General features: G+C 62.3%; 19 protein-coding genes, 1 tRNA gene and 4 pseudogenes. 8 read left to right on the forward strand and 16 right to left on the reverse strand.

The window, feature by feature from the left end; translation table 11 throughout:
- Nucleotides 1-134: 134 nt before the first annotated feature.
- Nucleotides 135-1,403, reverse strand: a complete 1,269-nt coding sequence (phaZ, locus tag RGUI_RS18165) for a polyhydroxyalkanoate depolymerase (RefSeq protein WP_081535473.1) — start codon at nucleotides 1,401-1,403, stop codon at nucleotides 135-137.
- 161 nt (nucleotides 1,404-1,564) lie between these two features.
- Between phaZ and RGUI_RS18170 the strand changes: the two genes are divergently transcribed.
- From RGUI_RS18170 to phaR, 3 genes are all read left to right on the forward strand, one after another.
- The gene (locus RGUI_RS18170) at nucleotides 1,565-3,301 is read left to right on the forward strand and encodes an alpha/beta hydrolase (RefSeq protein ID WP_253799223.1); all 1,737 of its coding nucleotides are present in this window, start codon (nucleotides 1,565-1,567) and stop codon (nucleotides 3,299-3,301) included.
- A 123-nt stretch (nucleotides 3,302-3,424) separates the two neighbouring features.
- A complete protein-coding gene (locus tag RGUI_RS18175) occupies nucleotides 3,425-3,877 on the forward strand; it encodes a phasin family protein (protein WP_081535477.1) in 453 nt (150 codons plus the stop codon).
- 146 nt (nucleotides 3,878-4,023) lie between these two features.
- On the forward strand, nucleotides 4,024-4,569 hold the full coding sequence (gene phaR / locus RGUI_RS18180; RefSeq protein WP_081535479.1) for a polyhydroxyalkanoate synthesis repressor PhaR: 546 nt from the start codon (nucleotides 4,024-4,026) through the stop codon (nucleotides 4,567-4,569).
- A gap of 16 nt (nucleotides 4,570-4,585) precedes the next feature.
- On the opposite strand, the gene RGUI_RS18185 is transcribed toward phaR, so the two are convergent.
- Entirely contained in the window at nucleotides 4,586-5,956 is a 1,371-nt protein-coding gene (locus RGUI_RS18185; RefSeq protein WP_081535481.1) for an aminotransferase, read from the reverse strand.
- 124 nt (nucleotides 5,957-6,080) lie between these two features.
- Between RGUI_RS18185 and RGUI_RS18190 the strand changes: the two genes are divergently transcribed.
- On the forward strand, nucleotides 6,081-7,046 hold the full coding sequence (locus RGUI_RS18190; RefSeq protein ID WP_081535483.1) for a LysR family transcriptional regulator: 966 nt from the start codon (nucleotides 6,081-6,083) through the stop codon (nucleotides 7,044-7,046).
- Between the two features lie 78 nt (nucleotides 7,047-7,124).
- Here RGUI_RS18190 and RGUI_RS18195 read toward each other — a convergent pair whose 3' ends face one another.
- The 4 genes from RGUI_RS18195 to RGUI_RS18210 all read right to left on the reverse strand — a co-directional run bounded on the left by RGUI_RS18195 (nucleotide 7,125) and on the right by RGUI_RS18210 (nucleotide 11,750).
- Nucleotides 7,125-8,324: a DegT/DnrJ/EryC1/StrS aminotransferase family protein gene (locus tag RGUI_RS18195; protein ID WP_081535485.1), complete on the reverse strand. Its 1,200-nt coding sequence runs from the start codon at nucleotides 8,322-8,324 to the stop codon at nucleotides 7,125-7,127.
- 87 nt (nucleotides 8,325-8,411) lie between these two features.
- Nucleotides 8,412-9,716 (reverse strand): FAD-binding oxidoreductase, encoded by a 1,305-nt coding sequence (locus RGUI_RS18200; protein ID WP_081535486.1) that lies wholly within the window; start codon nucleotides 9,714-9,716, stop codon nucleotides 8,412-8,414.
- Nucleotides 9,713-11,068, reverse strand: a complete 1,356-nt coding sequence (locus RGUI_RS18205) for a glutamine synthetase family protein (protein ID WP_081535488.1) — start codon at nucleotides 11,066-11,068, stop codon at nucleotides 9,713-9,715. Before RGUI_RS18205 ends, RGUI_RS18200 begins: the two co-directional genes overlap by 4 nt.
- A gap of 4 nt (nucleotides 11,069-11,072) precedes the next feature.
- Nucleotides 11,073-11,750, reverse strand: a complete 678-nt coding sequence (locus tag RGUI_RS18210) for a type 1 glutamine amidotransferase (protein WP_081535490.1) — start codon at nucleotides 11,748-11,750, stop codon at nucleotides 11,073-11,075.
- A gap of 375 nt (nucleotides 11,751-12,125) precedes the next feature.
- Between RGUI_RS18210 and RGUI_RS18215 the strand changes: the two genes are divergently transcribed.
- The gene (locus tag RGUI_RS18215; protein WP_081535492.1) at nucleotides 12,126-12,878 is read left to right on the forward strand and encodes a hypothetical protein; all 753 of its coding nucleotides are present in this window, start codon (nucleotides 12,126-12,128) and stop codon (nucleotides 12,876-12,878) included.
- Nucleotides 12,879-12,914: 36 nt separating this feature from the next.
- On the opposite strand, the pseudogene istB reads toward RGUI_RS18215, so the two are convergent.
- The 3 genes and pseudogenes from istB to RGUI_RS18230 all read right to left on the reverse strand — a co-directional run bounded on the left by istB (nucleotide 12,915) and on the right by RGUI_RS18230 (nucleotide 16,188).
- A pseudogene (gene istB, locus RGUI_RS22245) lies at nucleotides 12,915-13,741 on the reverse strand (IS21-like element helper ATPase IstB).
- Nucleotides 13,674-14,462, reverse strand: a pseudogene (locus RGUI_RS18225) (hypothetical protein); the annotation flags it as partial. The pseudogenes RGUI_RS18225 and istB, both read right to left, overlap by 68 nt.
- A 79-nt stretch (nucleotides 14,463-14,541) precedes the next feature.
- The gene (locus tag RGUI_RS18230; protein WP_081532493.1) at nucleotides 14,542-16,188 is read right to left on the reverse strand and encodes an IS1634 family transposase; all 1,647 of its coding nucleotides are present in this window, start codon (nucleotides 16,186-16,188) and stop codon (nucleotides 14,542-14,544) included.
- Between the two features lie 178 nt (nucleotides 16,189-16,366).
- Between RGUI_RS18230 and RGUI_RS21950 the strand changes: the two genes are divergently transcribed.
- Nucleotides 16,367-16,852 carry a hypothetical protein gene (locus RGUI_RS21950; RefSeq protein ID WP_216640144.1) on the forward strand — a complete coding sequence of 162 codons (486 nt, stop codon included), beginning with the start codon at nucleotides 16,367-16,369 and terminating at the stop codon, nucleotides 16,850-16,852.
- A gap of 11 nt (nucleotides 16,853-16,863) precedes the next feature.
- On the opposite strand, the gene RGUI_RS18240 is transcribed toward RGUI_RS21950, so the two are convergent.
- The 4 genes from RGUI_RS18240 to RGUI_RS18250 all read right to left on the reverse strand — a co-directional run bounded on the left by RGUI_RS18240 (nucleotide 16,864) and on the right by RGUI_RS18250 (nucleotide 19,040).
- The gene (locus RGUI_RS18240; protein WP_081535494.1) at nucleotides 16,864-17,337 is read right to left on the reverse strand and encodes a HEPN domain-containing protein; all 474 of its coding nucleotides are present in this window, start codon (nucleotides 17,335-17,337) and stop codon (nucleotides 16,864-16,866) included.
- Nucleotides 17,312-18,415, reverse strand: coding sequence for a DUF262 domain-containing protein (locus tag RGUI_RS18245; RefSeq protein ID WP_081535496.1), 1,104 nt, complete (start codon nucleotides 18,413-18,415; stop codon nucleotides 17,312-17,314). The genes RGUI_RS18240 and RGUI_RS18245 overlap by 26 nt, the downstream gene beginning before the upstream one ends.
- 129 nt (nucleotides 18,416-18,544) lie before the next feature.
- Nucleotides 18,545-18,712 carry a hypothetical protein gene (locus RGUI_RS21565; RefSeq protein WP_156883025.1) on the reverse strand — a complete coding sequence of 56 codons (168 nt, stop codon included), beginning with the start codon at nucleotides 18,710-18,712 and terminating at the stop codon, nucleotides 18,545-18,547.
- Between the two features lie 238 nt (nucleotides 18,713-18,950).
- A tRNA-Ser gene (locus tag RGUI_RS18250) sits at nucleotides 18,951-19,040 on the reverse strand.
- Nucleotides 19,041-19,594: 554 nt separating this feature from the next.
- Between RGUI_RS18250 and RGUI_RS18255 the strand changes: the two genes are divergently transcribed.
- Entirely contained in the window at nucleotides 19,595-19,852 is a 258-nt protein-coding gene (locus RGUI_RS18255) for a hypothetical protein (protein ID WP_081535498.1), read from the forward strand.
- A gap of 17 nt (nucleotides 19,853-19,869) precedes the next feature.
- Here RGUI_RS18255 and RGUI_RS18260 read toward each other — a convergent pair.
- Nucleotides 19,870-20,091 (reverse strand): annotated as a pseudogene (locus RGUI_RS18260) (ATP-binding protein); the annotation flags it as partial.
- 92 nt (nucleotides 20,092-20,183) lie between these two features.
- On the opposite strand from RGUI_RS18260, the gene RGUI_RS18265 reads away from it, so the two are divergent.
- Nucleotides 20,184-21,200, forward strand: a complete 1,017-nt coding sequence (locus tag RGUI_RS18265; protein ID WP_081535500.1) for an IS110 family transposase — start codon at nucleotides 20,184-20,186, stop codon at nucleotides 21,198-21,200.
- A 251-nt stretch (nucleotides 21,201-21,451) separates the two neighbouring features.
- Here the strand turns inward: RGUI_RS18265 and RGUI_RS22555 are convergent, their stop codons facing one another.
- Entirely contained in the window at nucleotides 21,452-22,111 is a 660-nt protein-coding gene (locus tag RGUI_RS22555; protein ID WP_371587439.1) for a hypothetical protein, read from the reverse strand.
- A pseudogene (istA, locus tag RGUI_RS22560) lies at nucleotides 22,091-22,510 on the reverse strand (IS21 family transposase); the annotation flags it as partial. The pseudogene istA and the gene RGUI_RS22555, both read right to left, overlap by 21 nt.
- Between the last annotated feature and the right edge of the window lie 68 nt (nucleotides 22,511-22,578).

Raw genomic sequence — 22,578 nt, forward strand, 5'->3', positions numbered from 1 at the left:
TGGAGCGCCGGGCCGCGCGATTGGTGCCGGCCGAGCCCGCAATGCGCCGGCTTGGGAAGACCCCGACGCGGTACCCTGCGGGCAAAGACCCTTGGTACCGCGCCGGGACGGTCACTCCCCGGAGTGAGGGCGGCTCACACCGTCCGCAGATGCGGCTTGCTTGCCCGCGGGGTTGCCGAATTCGCATCGATGAATTCCAGCACCAACGGGCGGATGTTGTTGCGCCAACTTTTACCGGCGAAGATGCCGTAATGGCCTGCGCCCGGTTCCAGGTGGCTGGCCTTCTTCTCGTCCGGCAGGCTGGTCAGCAGGTCCAGCGCGGCGATGCACTGGCCCGGGGCCGAGATATCGTCATTGGCGCCTTCCACGGTCTTTACCGCCACGTCGGTGATCGCGGCGATGTCCACGTGGCGCCCGGCGACCTCGAACCGGTTCTGGGCGATCTCGCGATTCTTGAAAATCCGCTCCACCGTTGAGAGGTAGAATTCCCCAGTCATGTCCATCACGGCGAGGTATTCGTCATAGAAGCGGTTGTGCTTGTCGTGATCGCCCGCCTCATCCTTGGCCACGCGCATGATCTGTTCCGAGAACGCGCGGCTGTGGCGTTCGGAATTCATCGACATGAAAGAGGTCAGTTGCAGCATGCCCGGATACACCAGACGACCGACGCCGGCATATTTGAACCCCACGCGTTGAATCACGAACTGTTCTAGCTGGCCCATGGTCACGCGGCGGCCGAAATCGGTGACGTCGGTCTTGGCGGCATCGGGATCGATGGGGCCGCCGATCAGTGTCAGGGTCCGGGGCTGTGCCTCCGGCTCCTCCGCGGCAAGATAGGCCGTGGCGGCCAGTGTAAGCGGCGCGGGTTGGCAGACGGCAATCACATGGGTGTCGGGCCCCAGATGGCGCATGAAGTCGGCGAGGTAGAGCGTATAGTCCTCGACATCGAACTTGCCCGCCGAAACCGGGATGTCGCGCGCATTGTGCCAGTCGGTGATGAACACCTCGCAATCGGGCAGAAGGCTGGCCACGGTCGAGCGCAAGAGAGTGGCATAATGTCCCGACATCGGCGCGACCAAGAGCACCCGGCGGGCCTTTTGCGGGCGGCCATGAACCTGGAACTGGATCAGGTCGCCAAAGGGACGTTCGACGATCTTTTCCACCGACACGATATGATCGCGCCCGTCCGCGCCCACCACGGTGTTGATGTTCCAGTCGGGCTTGGCGATCATGCGGGCGAACGTGCGCTCGGTGACCTCTCCCCATGCGGCGACCAGACGAAAGAAGGGATTGGGGACCATGGCCACCGCGGGATAGGATCCCATGGCCAGCGCCGATGCGCCCAGCCATTGATTTGTGTTGCGCACGGTTTCCATCAGATCGTAGGTCGTCATGTATTTCATTCGCCACTCCTTTTCCGATAGTATATCGGAGACGCAGGGCAGCGGACGCCGGGGAGGTGGCGATGCTGCACACGCAAAGGTACGGGGGAATCCACGTCGTGACAACAGAAGATGACGTTCAGCCGACCAAGCTGGAACGGCTGAACGAGAACATTGGCCGGATGGAAGAACTGACCGAACGGCTGGTCGGGGCCATGTCGCGCAAGCGGACGATCGATCCGAACCTGCAGGGGCCGGGGCACGATCTCTACATGAAGGCGGCCGCCGCCTACATGGCGGAGATGATGCAGAACCCCTCCAAGCTGATCGAGCATCAGGTGTCATATTGGGGCAAGGCCCTGAAGCATTTCGTCGAGGTGCAGGAGACGCTGGCCAAGGGCAAGTTGCAGGCCCCGCCCGACAATACGCCCCCCGATCCGCGGTTTTCGAACCCGCTGTGGCAGACGCATCCCTATTTCAACTTCATCAAGCAGCAATACCTGATGAGCGCGGAGGCCATCGCCAACGCGGTAAAGGATGTCGAGGGGTTGAACCCGCGCGATGCGCAGAGGCTGGAATACTTCACCCAGCAGATCGTCGATCTGTTCTCGCCCGCGAATTTCCTGGGCACGAACCCCGAGGCGCTGGAACGCGCGGTCGAAACCGACGGCCAGTCCCTTGTGGACGGTCTTGAGAATCTGGTGCGCGATATCGAGGCCAACAATGGCCAGATGCTCGTGACGCTGGCGGACAAGGACGCCTTCAAGGTGGGCGAAAATCTGGGCACCACGCCAGGCAAGGTCGTCTATCGCAACCGGATGATGGAACTGATCCAGTATGCGCCCAGCACTGAAACCGTGCATGCGACGCCGTTGATCATCTTCCCGCCCTGGATCAACAAGTTCTACATCCTCGATCTGAACCCGAAGAAATCGCTGATCAAGTGGATCGTCGATCAGGGCTACACCGTTTTCGTCGTGTCCTGGATCAACCCCGATCCGTCTTATGCCGAGATCGGCATGTGCGATTACGTTCAGGACGGATACATGACCGCCATCGCCGAGGCCAAGCGCATCTGCGGCGAGGACAAGGTCAATGTGGTGGGGTATTGCATCGCCGGCACGACGCTTTCGCTGGCCCTGTCGTTGATGCAGAAACACGATGACAAGTCGGTTCGGTCGGCCACCTTCTTCACCACGCTGACCGATTTCTCGGATCAGGGGGAGGTCGGCGTCTTCCTCGACAACGATTTCGTCGACGGGATCGAGCGCGAGGTGACCCAGAACGGCTATCTCGACAGTTTCTTCATGTCGCGCACCTTCTCGTACCTGCGGTCGAACGACCTGATCTATCGGCCCGCCATCCGCAACTACATGATGGGCGAACGCCCGCCGGCCTTTGACCTGCTCTACTGGAACGGCGATTCGACCAACCTGCCGGCCAAGATGGTCGTGGAATATCTGCGCGGCCTGTGTCAGGAGGACCGGTTCGCGAGCGACGGGTTCGAGATCTGCGGCGAAGTGGTCAGGATTTCCGACGTGAAGGTGCCGGTTTGCGCCATCGCCTGCGAGACCGATCACATCGCGGCCTGGCACGCCTCCTACGAAGGTGTGCGCAAGATGGGTTCCACCAGCAAGACCTTCATCCTGTCGCAGTCGGGCCATATCGCGGGGATCGTGAACCCGCCGGACAAGAAGAAATACGGTCACTACACCAACGATGCGCCGATGAAAGACCTGTCCGCAGACGACTGGCGCGCGGGCACCGAGTTCCACGAAGGGTCGTGGTGGCCGCGCTGGGACGACTGGCTGAAGAAGCGGTCGGGCAAGCAGGTGCCGGCCCGCGTTCCGGGCGCGGACGGGACAACCATTCTTTGCGATGCCCCCGGGACCTATGTGACTGGCGCAAGGCCGCTCTGACTTTTCTCCGCAAAATTTTGCTGCAGCGCGGCATTTCTTCTTGAAATGCTGCACTGCAGCGTGTATCTAGGTTGCAGGATACAGCAGAGAGCGGGGTCCACTTCCCGCGCAAGGAGAAACCACATGGCTGACGCACAAGATTTCACCAAGATGATGCAGGACATGATGTCGGCATTCTCGATGGACCCGAACGCGATGCAGGATGCGTTCAAGACCCAAGCCGCCCTGGCCGAGAAGATGTCCAAGGTTGCCCTCGAAGCCGCCGAGAAGTCGACCGAGATTTCTGCGAAATGGACCAAGGACACCCTGACCAAAGTTGGTGAAGTGGCCACCGTCAAGGACGAGCCCGCCGACTATTCCAAGGCGATGACCGATTTCGCGTCGGCTTCGGCTGAAATGGCTGCCGAAAACATGGCTGCCTTCGCCGAGGTTGCCAAGAAGGTTCAGATGGAAACCGTCGAGCTGATGCTGGCCGCTGGCAAGGACTTCTCCGAAGACGCCACCTCGGCCATGAAAAAGGCGACCACGAAGGCGACCACCGTTGCCAAGAAGGCGACGACTGCCGCCTCTGCCTAATAGGCTACGAAATTCCCGCGACTCCTCCTCCCTGTCGACGGGTTAAACTGGGCGGGCACGCTGTGCCTGCCCTTTCTTTTTGCCGCGCGTGCGCCTAAGGTTGCTGCGCTGCAACGTAAGGTAGTTTGTCCCGGGGAGGGCCCATCTTGACCGAAGCGACGAAACCGCTGCTGATCAAGCGTTATGCCAGTCGTCGTCTCTACAACACGGAGACGAGCGACTATGTCACCCTGGAGGATATCGCCAAGGTGATCCGCGAGGGGCGCGAGGTGCAGATCGTCGATCTGAAAAGCGGCGACGACCTTACCCGCCAGTATCTGCTGCAAATCATCGCCGAGCATGAAAGCAAGGGCGAGAGCGTGCTGCCGATCAATGTGCTGACCGATCTGGTGCGCAGCTACACGACCTCTGCGCAAAGCGTCGTTCCGCAATTCCTGGCCACAAGCTTCGAGATGCTGCGCGAAAGCCAGTCGAAGATGATGGAGAACATGGGCCGGATGTCGCCGATGGGCGCGATGCCGGGCTTTGAGGCGATGAAGGCCCAGCAGGAGGCGTTTCTCAAGGCGATGACCGGGGGATGGCCCGGGGCATCTGGACCCGGGCATGAGGATTCGGAGCCGGCTGACGACCTTGACGACATCAAGCGGCAGTTGGCGGAGTTGCAGGATAAACTGGCGAAGCTGAACGGGTAGGGGCGGCGGCCCCTCCCTATCCGGTAATCCCGTCGAACACCGCGCTCAGCGCCTCTTCAAGCTTCTCGAACATCTCGTCCATCTGTGCTTCGGTCAGGATAAAGGGCGGGCACAGGACAACGGACTGCCCCAGCGGCCGGCAGATCAGCCCGTGGTCGGTGCAGGTGTTGGCGATGCGTTCGCTGACGGACAGATCGGCGGGAAACGGCGTCTTCGTCTCCCGGTCCGCCACGGCCTCCAGCGCGCCCATCAGGCCCTTGCCGCGGATCTCCCCGATATTGGGATGTTCGGCCAGGCGTGCCATTCCGGCCTCGAACCGGGGCGTCAGGGTGCGGACATTGTCCAGAAGACCCTCGTTCAGGATCACGTCGATGGCCTTCAGCGCGATGGCGCAGCCCACCGGGTGGCCGGAGGCGGTGAAGCCGTGGGGGAATTCCTCGACCTCTTCGGCGGCGGCGTGCAACCGGTCTGACAATTCCGGCCCGAGGATCACGGCCCCCATCGGGAAATAGCCCGCGGTCAGCGCCTTGGAGCTGATGATGGCGTCGGGGGTGAAGCCGTAGGTCTGGCATCCCCAGACCTCGCCGGTGCGCCCGAAGCCGCAGATCACCTCGTCCGCGACCAGCGGAATGCCGTGGCGGCGCAGGATCGGCTGGATCGCCTGGAAATAGCCCGCACTCGGCGGAATGACGCCGCCCGCGCCCATCACCGGTTCCGCGAAAAAGCCCGCGATGGTGTCGGCGCCTTCACGGGCGATCACCTCCTCAAGTTCGCGTGCCATCCGCGCGGTAAAGTCGGCCTCGGACTCGTCCGGCCGCCCCTCGCGCCAGTAATGCGGGCAGGTGAGGTGAATGAAGTCGGGCAGGGGCAGTCCGAACATCTCGTTATACGGCTTGCCGGTCATCGAGGCCGAGACGGCCGTGACCCCGTGATAGGCGTTCTTGCGGGTCAGGATCTTGCGCCGTTCGGGCTTGTCTTCGGCGCGGGCAAGAAACCACAGCATCTTGACCAGCGTGTCGTTCGCCTCTGACCCCGAATTGGTATAGAAGACCCGGCCGCGGTCGAAGGGGGACACCTCGATCAGTTTTTCAGACAGCATCACGGTCTGGTCCGACATCCTCCCGAAGAAGGCGTGATAGCCCGGAAAGCGTTCGTATTGCGCCTTGGCCGCAGCGGCGAGGCCGGGATGATCGAAACCCGCCACCATGTTCCAGAGCCCGGAATTCGCGTCGAGGTAACGCCGCCCCTCGGTGTCTATGACATAAGGACCCTCGCCATGGGTGATGACCACCGTGCCGCGTTCCTTGACCGACGGCAGGTCGGTGAAGCCATAGAAGGTGGCAGCCTCGGCGCGGGCTTGCCAGCTTTGGTGGGCGGTGTCGGGCATGGGGGCTCTCCTGAACGCGGAACGTGCCGCACGCTATCGCCGGGCGCGGTTCCGTGCAATCGCCGTTGCACCATCGGGCCGCGCACCGTAGCGTCCCGGCCAAGCGCAACCGCCGGAGAAAAAGATGGCCCCGTCGCCCGGCCGACTGACCCTGTGGGGAACCGAGGTCTTCGTTGCCGCAGCCGAAGAGGGCACCCTGTCGGCCGCGGCGCGGCGGTTGGGGGCGAGTGTTTCCGCCGTTTCCCAGCAGTTGTCGGCGCTGGAGGCCGCATTGGGGGCCACGCTTCTGGATCGCAGCGCCCGCCCCTTGGCCCTGACCGCGGCGGGAGAGACCTTCCTGCGCCGGGCGCGGACCATCCTGTCAGAGGCGCAGGCCGCCCGGGCAGAGATCGCCGCGCAGGACCTGTCATCCCTGCCGCTTTTGCGTCTGGGGATGATCGAGGATTTCGAGGCTGACGTGACGCCCCGGTTGCTGTCCGAGATGTCGGATGAACTGACACGCAGCGCGTTCCAGTTGGAAACCGGGCCAAGCCATCGGTTGCTGGGGCTGCTGGATGCGCGCGCACTCGACGTGGTGGTGGCTGCCGATCCGGGGCGTGCGGCGCAGTGGATGGAGGTGCATCCGCTGCTGGACGAACCCTTCGTGGTGGCCGCGCCGCGTGGGCGGATTGATCCGGCGGGCGACGTGCCGGCGCAATTGCTGACGTTGCCCTTGGTGCACTACACCCAACGGCACCAGATGGGCCGCCAGATCGCCGAACATCTCGCCCGGCAAGACTGGAGCCCGACGTCCCGCTTCGAATTGGACAGCTACAACGCCATTCTTGCCATGGTCGCGGGCGGGGCCGGATGGTCGATCCTGACGCCCTTGGGCTGGCTGCACGCACGCCGGTTTCAGGCGGATGTGGACCTGCTGCCCCTGCCGGTGGCGCCGCTGTCCCGGCGGATCGTTCTGATCGCACGGGCCGGCGTTCTGGGGGAGATGCCGGGGCGCATGGCCGACCGGCTGCGCCCCTTGCTGCAAGAGATCGTGGTGAGCGAAGCCACGGCACGGCTGCCATGGCTTCAGGGGGCGCTCAAGGTTCTTTGAGGGGCAAGGCCCTCTCGTTCTGGGGCACGCACCCGGCCGACGAAGGGGGCGCTCAAGGTTCTTTGAGGGGCAAGGCCCTCAGGTGCCGTAGGCACGGGTTTCGGCCTTCACCGCCTCGGCCGCGTCAAGCAGTGCATTGGCGATGAAATCCAGATCGGGCTGCTGCAACCGCGCGGGCAGGCGCGTGTCGCAGGCGCGCATCAGCATGGCGCGGGTCTTGGGCAGATCGGGCGTCGGGCCGTCGATGAACTGCCAGTTCCAGAAGGCGCGGGCATTGTCCTGGCTGAGGCCGAAGACCTGCACGGAAACACCCCGGGCCTTGGCCTCTGCCTGAAAGGCGATGGCCTCTTCATCCGTATCGAAACCGACCAGGTTGAACTGCAGCGAATCGGGGGCCCGTTCTTCCGGGCCCAGCGGCGGGGGCACATCCATCCACGGCGAGGTGTTCAGCCGGTCCGCGACATAGTCGTGATTGGCCAGACCATCGCGCACACGGCGCTCCACCTCGGCCAATTGCGGGCGGATGACGACGGCAGAGAGGTTCTGCATGCGCAGATTGTAAAGCGGCAGCTTGTTCTGCCAGCGGGCAAAGCTGTTTTGCAGCCCGTCATGTTTCTTCCAGTTATGTTCGTACGCGCCGGACATGATGACGGCCCGGGCCGCCAGATCGGCGTCATCGGTGATCAGCACGCCGCCTTCGCCGGCATTGACCATCTTGTAGGACTGGAAGGAAAAGCAGCCGATCTTGCCCAGCGTGCCGATATTACGGCCGTGCCAGCGGGTGCCGAGCGAATGTGCGGCATCCTCGATCACCGGAACATCGCGCTCGGCACACAACGCCATGATCGCGTCCATGTCGGAGGTATGGCCGCGCATGTGGCTGATGATGACGGCGGAAATATCCTGATCCAGCTTGGCGGCGAAATCGTCCATATCCAGCCGGTAATTCGTGCCGACCTCTGCCAGCACGGGGTGGCAATCGGCATGCACAACGGCCGAAGGCACCGCGGCGAACGTGAAGGCCGGGATCAGAACGCGCGCGCCCCGCGGCAGGTCCAGCGCCTTCAGCGACAGAAACAACGCGGCCGAACAGGAAGAGACGCAGACCGCGTAACGGGCGCCCATGAATTCGGCAAACTCCCGCTCCAGCACGGTCACCGGCGCGTCCTTGGGGGCGGTATAGCGGAACAGATCGCCCGACTGCAGCAGGCGTTCGATTTCCGCGCAGGCGGCCTCGGGGATCGGCTCGGCATCGTAGACATTGGGGGCGAGGGGCATGCTTTCACCTTTCCTGCAGGCGGCTTTCAGAAAACCTGTAGGGCAGGCGCATAGCGAAAGGCCATGACAAAAACATGACAGCGACGATCAGACGCCCAATCTGTCGCGCAGGGCGTACCAAGTCATGGCCAGGGCCATCAGTGGCGTGCGCAACGCGTTGCCACCGGGGAAGGGCGGGCAGGGCAGTTTCGCGAAGGTTTCGAAATCCGCGCTGTCGCCGCGGCAGGCGTCGGCCAGAACGCGGCCGGCGAGCGTCGCAAGCGCAACCCCATGCCCCGAATAGCCCGCGGCCGAGAAGACACCCGGCATCGGGGCCGCGATATGGGGCAGGCGATTGCGCGTGATGGCCAGCGTGCCGCCCCAGGCATGGGTCAGGGCAACATCGGCCAGATGCGGGAAGACCTGCGCCAGCGGCTTGCGCACCACCGCGCGGATGTCGGAGGGGAAGGCGTAGCCGTAATTCTCCCCCCCGCCGAACAGCAGGCGACCATCGGGGGACAGGCGGAAATAGTTGATGACGAACTTGCTGTCTGCGACGGCGACGTCTTTTGCAAGGACAGCGGCAGCCCGGTCGCCCAACGGTTCCGTTGCGACGATGAAATTGTTGATCGGCATCACCCGGGCCGCGACCTTGGGCGACAAGTCGCCAAGATAGCCGTTGGCGGCAAGGATCACCCGGTCGGCGGTCACCCGGCCCCGGTCGGTTGTCACAACGGGCAGGGCGCCCGGTTCCATCCGCTCGACAAGGGTGGTTTCATGGATATGGGCCCCCGCCGCGCGGGCGGCCTGCGCAAGGCCGAAGGCGAAGGACAGCGGGTTCAGATGCCCCGCGCCCCAGTCGACTGCACCGCCCTGATAGACCGGGGAGCCCACCAGCGCCTGCATCTCGTCCCGGGTCAGCGGCTCCATCAGGTCGTATTCATAGTCGCGGAGAAGTTTTTCGACATAGGCATGTACGGCCTTGGTGCCCCGCGCGCTCCATTCGGCGTGGACGACGCCGGGGCGATAGTCGCAGGCGATGCCGTGGGTCGCGATCAGGTTGGCGACCAGGGCCTTGGAATCTTCTGCCAGATGCCAGAGCCGCGCGGCATTTGCATCGCCCAGCATGCGTTCCAGCGCCCATTGGTCCAGCCGCTGGCCGCTGCCCACCTGCCCGCCGTTCCGCCCCGAGGCGCCGAAACCAACCCGGTGCGCCTCGACCAGAACGACATCGGCCCCCGCCTGCGCCAAGTGAAGCGCGGCCGACAGCCCCGTATATCCACCGCCGATGACGCAGACATCGGCGCGTGTATCGCCCGACAGCGGCGGGAAGGGATCGAGCGGCGGCGTGACCTCCGCATACCAGCTTGCGGGATAGGACCCGCGTTCATCATTCGCGAAAAGCAGGTTCATACGTTCAACAGCAGATGTTCGCGCTCCCACGGGCTGATGACCTGAAGGAACTCTTTATACTCCAGCGCTTTCAGGGCGGAGTAGACGACGCAGAACTCCTCTCCCAGAACCTGACGGATGGCGGTGGACCGGTCGAAGACATCCAGCGCCTCGCCTACGTTGCGGGGAATGGATTCATCCCCCGAATAGGCATCGCCGGTGAATTCGGCCTTTGGCTGGGCGGCCTCGACCAGACCAAGATAGCCGCAGGCCAGCGATGCGGCGATGCCCAGATAGGGGTTGCAATCCATGCCGGCCAGACGGTTTTCCACCCGTCGCGCCTCTGCCCCAGAAACCGGGACCCGCAGGCCGGTGGTGCGGTTGTCGCGGCCCCATTCAAGGTTGATCGGCGCGGCGAAGTCGGGAACGTAGCGGCGATAGCTGTTCACGTAAGGCGCCAGAAGTGCCACGACCGATGGCATATGGGTCTGAAGCCCGGCAATGAAATGCATGAAGGTCGGAGTTTCCGCGCCGTCGGGGGCCGAGAAGATGTTCTGCCCGGTCTCAATTTCCACCACCGAGTGATGGATGTGCATCGCCGATCCGGGCTCGTTCTCGATGGGCTTGGCCATGAAGGTGGCATAGCATTCGTGGCGGAGCGCGGCTTCCCGGATCAATCGTTTGAAGAAAAATATCTCGTCGGCGAGTTTCACCGGGTCGCCATGGCGCAGGTTCATCTCGATCTGCCCGGCGCCACCTTCGTGCAGGATGCCGTCGATTTCCAACCCCTGCGCCTCGGCGAAATCGTAGATGTCGTCGATGACCGGGCCGTATTCGTCGACCGCGCTCATCGAATAGGCTTGCCGTGCGGCAGCCTTGCGCCCCGACCGGCCGATCGGCGGCTCCACCGGCTGGGCGGGGTCGGTGTTGCGGGCGACAAGGAAGAACTCCATCTCCGGCGCCACGATCGGTTGCCAGCCGCGGTCGTTGTAAAGCTGCACGACGCGTCTCAGCACATTGCGCGGCGCGATGGGGATCGGGTTGCCCTGCTGGTCGGAGATGTCGTGGATCACCTGAATCGTCCAGTCACCTGTCCAGGGGGCCGCCGTGGCGGTCGAGAAATCCGGCGTCAGAATCATGTCGGGTTCGGTAAAGGCCTGATCCTCCAGCACGGCCCAGTCGCCGGTGATGGTCTGAAGGAAGATCGAATTCGGCAGGTAGAACTGCGTCTGCTGGGCGAACTTGGTGGCGGGCATCGCCTTGCCGCGGGCGATCCCGGCGATGTCGGACACGATGCACTCGACCTCGTCCAGCCTGTGGCCGGCAAGATAGGTGCGGGTTCCCTCCGGAATCTGATCCATCCAGTTGGACATGGGGCTAGTGCCTTTCGGTCAGGAAACGTGCGATCCGCGCGGCGATGGACGCACTGTCAAGCGGGGTGCCCTGCCGGGTGCGCGACGCTGCCAGCACGGTATCGGGGACAAGCCCCGGCCCGCGGATCGTCAGCATGTCGTCCAGAAAGGCGCGGTCGAATTCCGGATGCGGCTGGACGGAATAGGCCTGCCGGCCATAACGCAGCGCCGCATGGGCGCAGAAGGGGCTGTGCCCCACGGTTTCGGCCCCCTCGGGCGGGCGGACAACCTGATCCCGGTGCCACGCGTTCAGCGTGATCGTCTCGCCCTCGATCTCGTATGCGGTCGCACCGACAGACCAGCCGCCCGCGAATTTCTCGACAGCGCCGCCCAGCGCCTGGGCCATGATCTGGTGTCCGAAACAGATGCCGACCATCGGAACATCTGCCGCAAGGGCGTCGCGGATGAACGCCTCCAGCGGGGGGATGAAGGCGTGATCCTCATACGCGCCGTGGCGTGATCCGGAAATCAGCCAGCCTTCAGCGTCGTGGACACTGGCGGGAAATTCCATGCCTTCCACGTCGTAGATGCGAAAGCTCAGCCCGTGACCGCGGAACAGCCGTTCGAACATGTCGCCATAATCGCCATGGGTCGGCCGCAGCGCATCATGGGCATGTCCGGTTTGCAGGATTCCGATTTTCATTCAGTCGCCCGTGGATTCGAGCTTCACCCTAGGCGTGCGTCTCGCGCGCGGCAAGCCTGTCCCGCAGCCCATGGGCGGCGTGTGGCGACGCGGCATGGAAGGCCCCGTTCGAACGGATGAAGCACGTCGATCCGATGGATGTCGGATGGTCGGGTGCGTGCGGGCCGCGCACGGTCTTGGCCTGAGTAGCCAACCGGAGACGTACATGATGACGCGGTCTTGCAAAGACGACTCGAGCGGACGCCTTGGCCGAATGGCCAGCGACGACGGCCTGTCGAACGGTGATGAACAGGCCGGGCAACCCGCCCTCACGCGGGCGGCAGACGGCCGGGCCGTGCAGGCCATGGCAGGATGGTCTTGTCCGGGCGGTTCGCAATGAACGTGCTGCAGGGCGGACTTGCCGCGCGGGAGGATTTCGCGACCTGCTCGCTTGCCGGCAGCGGTCTGGCGCGCCGTTCGCGCATCGCGGAACGGTACCGCCCCGAGGGCTACGACCGCGATTTCGACGCCGACACCCTTTGGGTCGATGCGATCCATGTGCCGCCGCGGGTCGTGCTTGTCTGTCCGCGCCTGAACAATCTGCGCGGCGTGTTGGAGGCGGCGCAATTCACGGCCGACGGCAGGCCGGTGACCCCGCGGTTTCGCGAGTACAAGCGTCACGCGATCATCGAATTCGATGCGCCCGTCGCGACGGCCCGCCTGTCGATCCGGATCGGTGAGTGGAGCGCTGAAACCCCCGTGCACGCGATGGACCGGGACACGTTTCGCGACCGCGATGTCCTCGTCACCGTCTCAAGGGATAATGACTTGCGCTGGATCCACGACTTCGCACGCTTTCATGTCCGGCATCAGGGGATCGATGCGATGTTGTTCATCGACAACGGGTCGGCCGCCTATGGGCCGCTTGAGATACAGGCGACGTTGCGGCGGGCCGGGGTTGCGCAGCCTGTCGTCCTGTCTACCACGCTCAAATACGGCCCGCGTGGCCGCAAACCCCACGCCAACAGCGAATTGTTCCTGCAGACCTGCCCAGTTTGTCAATCGGCATTGGATCGTGACCCCCTATCGGCGCCGAAAATTGACCCCCTTGGAGCTGAGCTGGCCCGGCGCTGCGTAGTCCCCATGTAACGCAGCGGCGGCGGGCCAGCGTGGTGGGCCATTTCGCTATGCTCGGTTCTTGAAGCGCCAGCTTTCGTTTCCGGTCTCGACGATCTCGCAGTGGTGGGTCAGGCGGTCGAGCAGAGCGGTGGTCATCTTCGCGTCGCCGAAGACGGTGGGCCATTCGCCGAACGCGAGGTTGGTTGTCACGATGATCGAGGTCCGCTCGTAGAGCTTGCTGATCAGGTGGAACAGGAGCTGGCCGCCGGTCTGGGCGAAGGGGAGATAGCCGAGTTCGTCCAGGAGTGAGCCATCGCGTCGCCATGCGTTCGAGACCGATGGCGAACAAGTCCAGACGAGAGATCAGGTCCGCTGTCCGGCCCTGTCGTTCGGCCCGGGCTTCGGCGTCGAGCTTGTTCACCAGATCGACGACGTTGAAGAACCGGCCCCGGCGGCCGCGTCGGATACAGGCGCGTGCAATGCCGACCGCGAGATGGGTCTTTCCTGTGCCGGTGCCGCCGATCAGCACGAGGTTGCGTTGATGATCGAGGAAGTCTCCGGCGGCGAGATCACGGATCAGGGTCTCGTTGACCTCGGCGGTCTCGAAGTCGAACTCGTCGATTTCCTTGGCCAGCGGCAGCTTGGCGATGGTCATCTGGTATTTGATCGAGCGCGCGCTCGCCATTGTTCTTGAACCAATGGCGCTCAATGGCTCGCTCTCACTGATCTCGGCGGTCAGGAGGTCGCCAATGATCTGATGCGGCTCGTGCTGTCGCTTGACCGTCACGCTGGAAGCGTGCCTCCGGCGCGACGGCGATGATCTCGTCGTAGGCTGTCCTCATGCCGTAAAGCTTCAGTTGGCCCATGGCGGCCAGCACCTGTGATCGTTCCATTCGTTGTTCTCCTGAGACTGTCATAGCGATCGCAATTGGCGGCAGGCTCGCAGGCCAGCTTCAGCGCATCCGGCGTCGTGATTGTCAGCGGCGGTGGCGGTTCGCGGTGACGGGCCAGGCTGTTCAGCACCACCCCTGCGGAGTGGACATTGTGAGACAGGGCCTCGGCGCAGGCGGCTTCGACAGCTTCCAGCCCATCGGTGAGCACGGCACCGAGGATATCGACCATTTGCCGGTCGCCGCCGGGCTGACGTTCGAGCTTGCGCTGCACACGGCGCAGGGCTGGCGGCAGGTCCCAGTCCTTGAAGGGCGCGTTCGCCATTGGTCTCGAACACATGGCGACACAATGGCTCACTGCGCAAGGCGCCTGGCTTGCGCGCCAGAACCGGGATGTAATGGAGTGGATCGTAGATCGTCTTGCCGCGACCGAAAGTCCGTTCATGCCGCCCCACGACCTGACCGTCCTGCCAGCATTCCAGGCGATCGGCATAGGCGCGGATCTCGACGGGCCGCCCGACCGCGCGGGCATCGACCGAGTAGCGGTTCTTGTCGAACCGCACGAGGCAGGGTGAAGGGTGTCTCGGAATTGGTCCGGTGGACCAATTCAGCCCTGAACGGGCGGAGCCCCGGACTTGGATACCGCGGCCGGGACGGCGTGGAATCCATCGAACGCACCGACATAGGGCACCAGGCTCGACCGTTCCTCTTCGAACACTTCCCACTCAAGTTCACCAGTAAAACGCGTAAGTGATTGATATCGTTATGGCGAGATTGGCCAAAATGTAACTACGCGAGGGTGATCAGGCGGGTTTTGGCAGGTTCAGGGTGTCGAAGAGGTCCAGTTGTTCGGGGGTCGGGGTGGTGAGGCCGTCGAGCTTTCGGTCGGCGATCCGGGCTTCGTGGCGGTGGATGCGCGCGAGCATGTCGAGGGCGGTTCGTGGGCTGGCGTCATGTCCTTTTGCCTTCAGCCGCATGCGCATGACGCGGTAGAGGACGAGGGCGAGAAAGCAGATCAGCGCGTGGGCGCGGATGCGGTCGGGCAGCCGATGGTGGACGGGGGCGATCTCGATATCGGATTTCAGGACGCGGAAGCCGCGTTCGATATCGGCCAGCGACTTGTAGCGGGTCACGGTTGCGGTCGGCGTCAGGTCGGGGGCATTGGTCAGCAGGGCGAGCTTGCCGTCGAAGAGTTCGGCTCGGGCGACGGCGTCTTCGTCGATGCTGTAGCTGAACCGGTCGGCCTGCAGGTCTGCCTTGAGGAACCGGGTCAGTTCGGCCTCGGCCACGGCGCGCGTGAAGCGGCTATAGGCGCCGCGGTCGGAGGCGCGGCGGCCCCGCGCCGTCTGGCCGTCGTCTTGCGCATCGAGCTTGGCGACCATCTTTTCGGCCTGGGCTTCAAGTTCGGCGATGCGGGCGCGACGTCGTTCGGATTGGTCGGCGGCTCGAACGGGATCATGGGCGACGATCAGGCGATGGCCGGCAAAATTGCTTTCCGCCAGGCCGCCTTCGTCGAAGGCAAGGCCCCGAAAGGTCTCGACCAGATCGGCATAGCGACGGGCGGGGACGGCGAGGATGAACTCCAGCTTGCGGTCGTCCTGATCGGCCAGGGCGGTCAGTTCGTCGATGTTTTCAAGGCTGAGCAGGCCACGGTCGGCGACCAGGATGACACGCTGCACGGGAAACCGCTGCAACACCGTCTGCAGCATGCCCTGCAGGGTTTTCGTCTCCCCGACATTGCCGGGGTGGACCGTGTGCATGAGCGGCAGGCCGTCGGCGGTTTGCACGACGCCGAGCACGAATTGCCGGGCGATGCCACCGGTTTCCTTGTTCATGCCATAGGCGCGGAGGTCGTCGTCAACCTCTCCGTCGCCATGGATGCGCACCGTGGTCAGGTCGTAGAAGACCACGGCCAGGTCCCGATCGACCAGCGGACGGATTTGTCTGGCCAGTTCCATCTCGACCCGCTCGGCATGGTCCATCAGCGCATCCATGGCGCGGAGCAGATGTTGATGCGTGACGGTGTCCGGCATCGCGGGCATCGCGACCGTTTCCAGCCAGCGCAGGCAGCCAAGCTTGCTTGTGGGGTCGCACAACCGATTGAACACCATGGCGCGGACCAGCGCCTCCACGTCGACTTTCCGCTTGCCGGAACGCAGCGCACGGCCGAGGGCATGATCGAAACCAAGGTCCTTCCACAACTCGTGCAGGGCAAAGACGTCGCCATAGCTGCGCGCCGCCTCGTAGGTGATCTCGGCCTTCTCGGGCTCGACCCGACCCGCGGCGCGACTGAGCCCCCGGATCAGCGCATCGAGCTGGCCATCCTTCATCCCGTCCACGCGCCCCAGATTGGCCACGACGCGCAGCCGGGGCTTGCCCGCCTCGTTACGGAAGGACTCGACAATCTGCAGATAGCGACGCCCGCCGCTCTCGGTGATGCGCGTGAACATGGCATGCAGGATATCGCACGTTTGGGCGCATTCATAGGGTCTTAAACATCATAACGTGTAACTACACGACTTCGGCCGAACTGCCCACCTCGCGCGCCTTAAGCTATTGAAATCCCATACCTGCGCTGAACGCGCTCACGCAGATTCCCCCGGATTTTGTCGAAGTTCGGCGTGGCGCATGTCGATCATCGCGGTGAGCCGCGGGCGCAGCAGATCGTCCTGTTCGGGAGCGCGGGACTTCGGCTTCATGGGGCATCCGGGATTGCAGGGTTCTGACCAGAATCGTAGCAAACCCTGCAGTTCAGAAATAGCTCGAACGCCCTCTCAGCCAGCCAAATCAGAGGCTTGGGGGTTGTTCAGGACCGACTACTTCGCCGTTCACTTCAAGATTGACTATGTGAACGCCGATGGAAGCATCTCGAATTATTACCCGGATTTCATCGTCAAACTGAAAGATGGCCGCGTTTCCATCGTTGAAACCAAGGGCCAGGAAGACCTGGATGTACCATTAAAGATGGAGCGCCTGCGGCAGTGGTGCGAAGACACAAACTCTGCGCAATCTGAAACTACCTTCGATTTCGTGTATGTCCACGAAGAGAGCTTCGACCGGTACAAACCCAGCACCTTCACTCAACTTGAAGGGGGGGTTCTTGAATGCAAGTGAGGTGATTATTTTCAGTCCCCAAGCACCACGGCACTAAATGCGCGAACAAATGACTTCGAGCTTTTGTAATAGCCTTCAACGATGGAAAAGCCTGTTCCGTTCTTCTTGCCGTGGGCAATCTGGTCCCTCAGGGTTTTCAAACTATCTACCGCGTCCCGGTCAACCTCTGAGGTAGCAGCTTCAATATGAGGCCACCAGTCTGAGTCAAATTGGTCGGTAACGGTTTTTATCTTTTCACAATTCAAAGAATTATTGCGCGCTATGGTTTTCTCTATAAATCGGCTAATCTTTGGGTTGCCGTTGCGGCGGCCATATTCCGACAAGATATTGATAACGGAACGCTCCACATGACCAGCGCCAGCTAGGACCAGGTGGCTCGAAAACACATGCTGTAACGCCAGGTCGGCATCATCGACGGCTCCGCGCAAATCAGCCGACAGTTTATCCAATCGCTGTTCTTCACGCGTTATTAGCAACGGCGGCATCCAACACTTCCTTTGCCTTCTCTATCCTTCCTAGCACGTTGGATTCGTTCGATGTCGCTTCTCCGGCGAGTTGAATGAAGCTATCATCCTTGGCAAGTGCTTCGCTTGCCGTGGCAATCGCGTCAGCGTCAGCATCTGGGTTTTCCGAAATTGCCACCATAAGCGCATCAAAGAAAGCAACGTTCATTGAGCGGGTGAGGCGAAATGCTTGCTTGCCAAGAGCTTGATAGCTTCTTTCAATAGCGCTGGAAAATGCCGAAATAAATTCTCCCAGTTCATCCTCGGGTTTATTGCGGTTACTGGCCATGAAAGTGTTCAAAAAACCTTTCATTGGGCGAGAGTAGGTGTCTCGGGAGAACCTCAGGGCCAAGAAACGAAGAATTAGTTCTTGGTCTTTTGCACGCTTGTGCTTAGGTCCAAAAATCTCACGCCAAGCCTTGTTTCCATTCGCGGTGCCGAGCATCGTTTGAAAGCTGCCATGATACACGGCGGCTCGCATTTCTTGCGGCTGCAATGGCGTCCCGTTGGAGTTAAGTCTTTCGAAAATATGGAAAACCGAACTATTGCTATCGTCCGGGGCCATCTGCTGAATTATCATTGCATGGATGATTGAATCCTCGAAACGCCGCTGGTCTTCCTCTTCCAAGTCTTCCAGCGTTTTGCCCTCAAAACGCGGCTTCACATCTTTGAGCTTGAAAACTCTATCGTTGTGCGGGAGCCTCCCCTTCTTGAAGGCATGGAGCGTTGTTAGCCGCTGCAAACCATCCACAATTAGGAGCTTCTGAGTTTCTTCCTCTCGAAAAAGAAACACACTGGGGATAGGCAAGCCCAAAAGAATTGACTCAATAAACTTTGATGCCTGTGGCCAGGTCCACACGAAGTTTCTTTGAAATTCCGGGCGATAAATTGACCCTCGGTCGAAGCGCTTGACCAGGCCATCAACATCAAAGTCAGCGCCAGATGTGGTTATCTGATATACGACATCGTCGTCATCAAGTTCCTCATCATTCTCATCTCCATCTAATGACGGTTCTGAATATTCGACTTCAATATCGGCATCTGCCTCGTCTTGTGTCATTCTTGACCTCTGTTCCGCGCGAATTTACTCTTTCAGATAGCCAAGGAACTCACGGAGTTCACGAAAGAGTCTCAAAGATTCTTACAAAAGCCGGACAAGAGCACGATTCTTTTCCAGACGGCACATGACTCACTCACCCTTAATATTCTTGTAAAACTCAAGAATAGATGGGTCGAGCGGCGGACGCTCATAGAATTTCACTTCAAACACATCCCTGTCAAAGTGGATGATGATGCCGTCATCAAGTTCTTCTGCCCTGGTGCTCACTGGGTCGCGCATAAGACCGCGCTGTGCCATGTGCCTTGGAGCTCAACAAACACGGCGTAGTCCTCAACAAACGCTCGCCTGTCGCCCAGAAACTTACCCATGCCAGCGTCGCGGACGGCTTCTTCAAGTGTGACTTGTTGTGGCATGACAGCTCCGATTCCGTGCAAATGCCGAGCAAAAATAGAGCAGATTTTCGCTTGTGTCCACCGACCTGCACGCCCAACTTATTGAAAAGCTTCGATAAGTTTCACTTAACGGGCACCAAAAATGGCGGAGACGAAGGGATTCGAACCCTCGAGACGGTTTCCCGCCTACTCCCTTAGCAGGGGAGCGCCTTCGACCACTCGGCCACGTCTCCACCGATGCGTATAGCTGCCCAAATGGCTGGAAACAAGGCCATTATCCAGATGTTTCCAGAAAACCGCGATCTGGGGTGTCTTGCCCCACAAGGCTGAACAAAGCAGGAAGACGCGGTTGGAAGTGGCGAGAATCTGGCAACATTTGTTCCCGCTGTGTTCGAAACAACCGACGATGCCAGACCACCAAAAAAGAAACCGCCGGGAGATCTGGCGCTCTTGCCGACAGCAACTTTGAGTTCGTAGCTACTGCGAGAAACTACACCGCAAGAGTTCTGCTATCAACCGTTTCCGTCGCTTCCGCGCGGAGGTGGGTGTCATGAGCGTGATGTACAGCGACATGCGAAAGACGAGCTAAGGCGACAGCCAGTTCTACGGGCTGCCGCCTCCGGCCACGAAGTCCCTGACCAGAAGATCCTAGGGGCAGGAAATGGGCCGGCTGAACGAAGAGGCTCGTATGACGATCAAGGTTCTGGATGAGCGGTGAGCGGCGGGTGCCGAGATCGCCCGACTGCTGGGTGTTAGCGAGGGCGCGGTTCGGTATCACGTGCGGCGTATGAAGGTCGGGGCCGCTGATGGGCGCGGCGCGCGGTCGCAGAAGGCGGCGGCCTTTGCGGAAGCGATCGAGCACTGGCGGCAATCGACGTCGGATGCCGGGCTGAACCTGGAGGCGCTGCATTCCTGGCTGGTGCGCGAGAACGGCTACGACGGCAGCCTGCGCTCGGTGACCATTCCGGCTGATCCGCCCATCTGTTCCGCTAGCAGCCGCCCACCTGAACCGGGTTATCCGCCCAGCAGTGGTGCGCCGCGTTGAGGCGTAGGTCTCGGGTATCAGGTTTCGTCACCGTTGGCCTTGGTTTTTCTCAGCGATGGGCCGCTGAGTTCGAGGCGGTAGGCATTGTGGACGATCCGGTCGAGAATGGCGTCTGCGAAAGTGGGTTTACCTATGACGTCGTGCCAGGTGTTCAATGGCAACTGACTGGTGATCAGGGTCGAGCCGGTGCCGTAGCGATCCTCGACGATTTCCATGAGGTCCCGGCGCTGGCTGGCGGTCAGGCGATCTGAACTGATGCGGTGGATGCCCCCACCCAGCGGCATCTCGTATGCCATGATGGTTTCAAAGGAACCAAGTGGAGGGCGCACCGATGACGACGAAGATCAACATGCTGGCGATCGACCTGGCGAAGGGCAGCTTCCAGGTCTGCGCCGTGGGGCCGGAGGGGACGGTTCTATACAACCGGGCTCTGTCGCGGACGCGGCTGGCGGCGCTTGTTGCCGATCAGCCAGCGTGCATCGTGGCGATGGAGGCCTGCGCCACGTCGCACCATTGGGGCCGGGTGGCGGAACGGCACGGCCACGAGGTACGGCTGGTCCCCGCGGCCTACGTGAAGCCGTTCGTGAAGCGCCAGAAGAATGACCGCGCGGACGCGGAAGCTATCGCGGAGGCGGCCTTGCGCCCGAACATGCGCTTCGTAGCGGTGAAGAGCGCGGAGACCCAAGGACGCGCGGTGGCATTCCGAACGCACCAATGCCTTGTCCGGCAACGCACGCAGCTTATCAACGCGCTTCGGGGGCACCTCGCCGAGTTCGGGCTGGTGGCGCCGAAGGGGCCGGCGAGCCTTAAAGTCCTCGAGATCGCGCTGGCCGAAGAGACCACTGCCGTGCCCGGCGCGGTCCGGGAGATGGGGGCGATTTACCTTGAGCAGATCGCGCAGCTGACTGAGATTATCGAGCGGCTGGCGGACGAACTCGAGGCGGCGTCGAGGACCGATGCACAGCTGCGTCGGCTCTGCACCATTCCGGGGATCGGTCCTGTCACCGCAGGCGCGGTCGCGGCGTTCGCACCGGATCTCGATACGTTCGACAGCGGGCGTAACTTCGCAGCCTGGCTCGGCCTAGTGCCACGACAGAGATCCACCGGCGGCAAAACCAGGCTGGGTTCGGTCAGCAAGATGGGTCAAACCGACATCCGTCGCCTGCTGATCGTCGGCGCCATGAGCGTTATCCGCTGGGTGGTCCGTAAGGGCGGCAGTACAAACCGCTGGCTGGCCGCGCTGGTGGCGCGCAAGCCCAGGATGGTCGCGGCCGTCGCGCTGGCGAACAAGATGGCTCGCATGATCTGGGCCATGACAACGAAGCAGGAGGATTACCGGATGGCGTGACCCAAGCCCCGAAGAAAGGGCAAAGGCACGGCATGGCCGCAAGGCCGGGGCGAGCGATCGACGAGGAGTAGGCGACACGGACTTCGAAGTTCAAGGCGGGAGATTCAGTCCCGGGGCTCGAGCGCTTGCAGCTCTCTGAACCGATGTGAACCCGGCCTTCCGAACAGCATACCGGCCCGTGGCGTCATCGAAGGCCACACTCAGAGGCCTGACACACGTCCGATCGAAGACCCCGCCGAAAACCTAAGAAATCACTTGCCAAGCAGGGGGCATCCACACACGCTGCGTCTCGCCGGAGGCGGGCCATTCATACGCGGCGCCCCTTTGGGGCGACGGATGTTGGGGTGGGTGATCGCGGGCTCGTCCGTGGCGGGGGTGCGAGGCACGCGATCCAGCCCGTTCTTGAGAATGGACTGCAACGAGGAATAGGATCGGGCGTTGATCGCCAGCGCCCGATCGCAGGCGGCCTCCAGCCGATCCCGACCGAAGGTCTTGGCCAGCCGGATGACGCCCAGACAGGTTCGGAAGCCTTGCTCGGGATGTTTGCGTTCCCTCATGACCACCTCGACGAAGGCCTCGGTGCTGGGGCCGATCCGGGCTGCCAGGCGCCGGATGCGTTCCGGGGTCCAGTCGGTGCGGAACCGGTGGTTCGGCGGCATGTGATTACGATGGGTGGAGTGCTGGCGGTTTCCGGATGTGCGGGCATGGGCCGCGACACGCTTGCCTTCAAAGAAGATTTCCACGGTGCGAGCGGTGATCCGGACCCAGAGCTTCTGCTTCAGAAGCTGGTGCGGCACGGAGTAATAATGCCGGCCGACATCGACGTGGTAGTCGAGCCCGACACGGCACTGCTTCCAGTCGGCATAGACGTAGGGCTCGGCGGGTAACGGCTTCAGGGCCGGCTTGTCCAGCCGCTCGAACAGATCGCGGCGGCTGGCGCCAAGATGGCGGGAGAGCTTGCCGTTGAGCTGGTCCAGCAACGGCCGGATCGCCGCGTTCAACGCGTCGAGCCCGAAGAATTGCCGGTTGCGCAGGCGGGCCAGGATCCAGCGTTCCGCCAGCAGGACCGCGGCCTCCACCTTGGCCTTGTCGCGGGGTTTGCGTGGTCGCGCCGGCACGACAGCGGTGGCGTAATGGGCCGCCATGTCGGCATAGGTGCGGTTGATCGCCGGATCGTAGAAGCAGGCCCGGGTCACCCCGGCCTTGAGATTGTCGGACACGACCTGCGCCGGGACCCCGCCGAAAAAGGCGAATGCGCGGGTATGGCTGGCGATCCAGTCCGGCAGTTTCTGCGACCAGCTCGCTTCGACATAGGGTAATCGCCCGGTTTAGACCGCCTTCTTGGATCTGCGTTCAGCTCTTAACCTACGTCGTTATT

Source organism: Rhodovulum sp. P5, from assembly GCF_002079305.1.
GTDB lineage: Bacteria > Pseudomonadota > Alphaproteobacteria > Rhodobacterales > Rhodobacteraceae > Rhodovulum.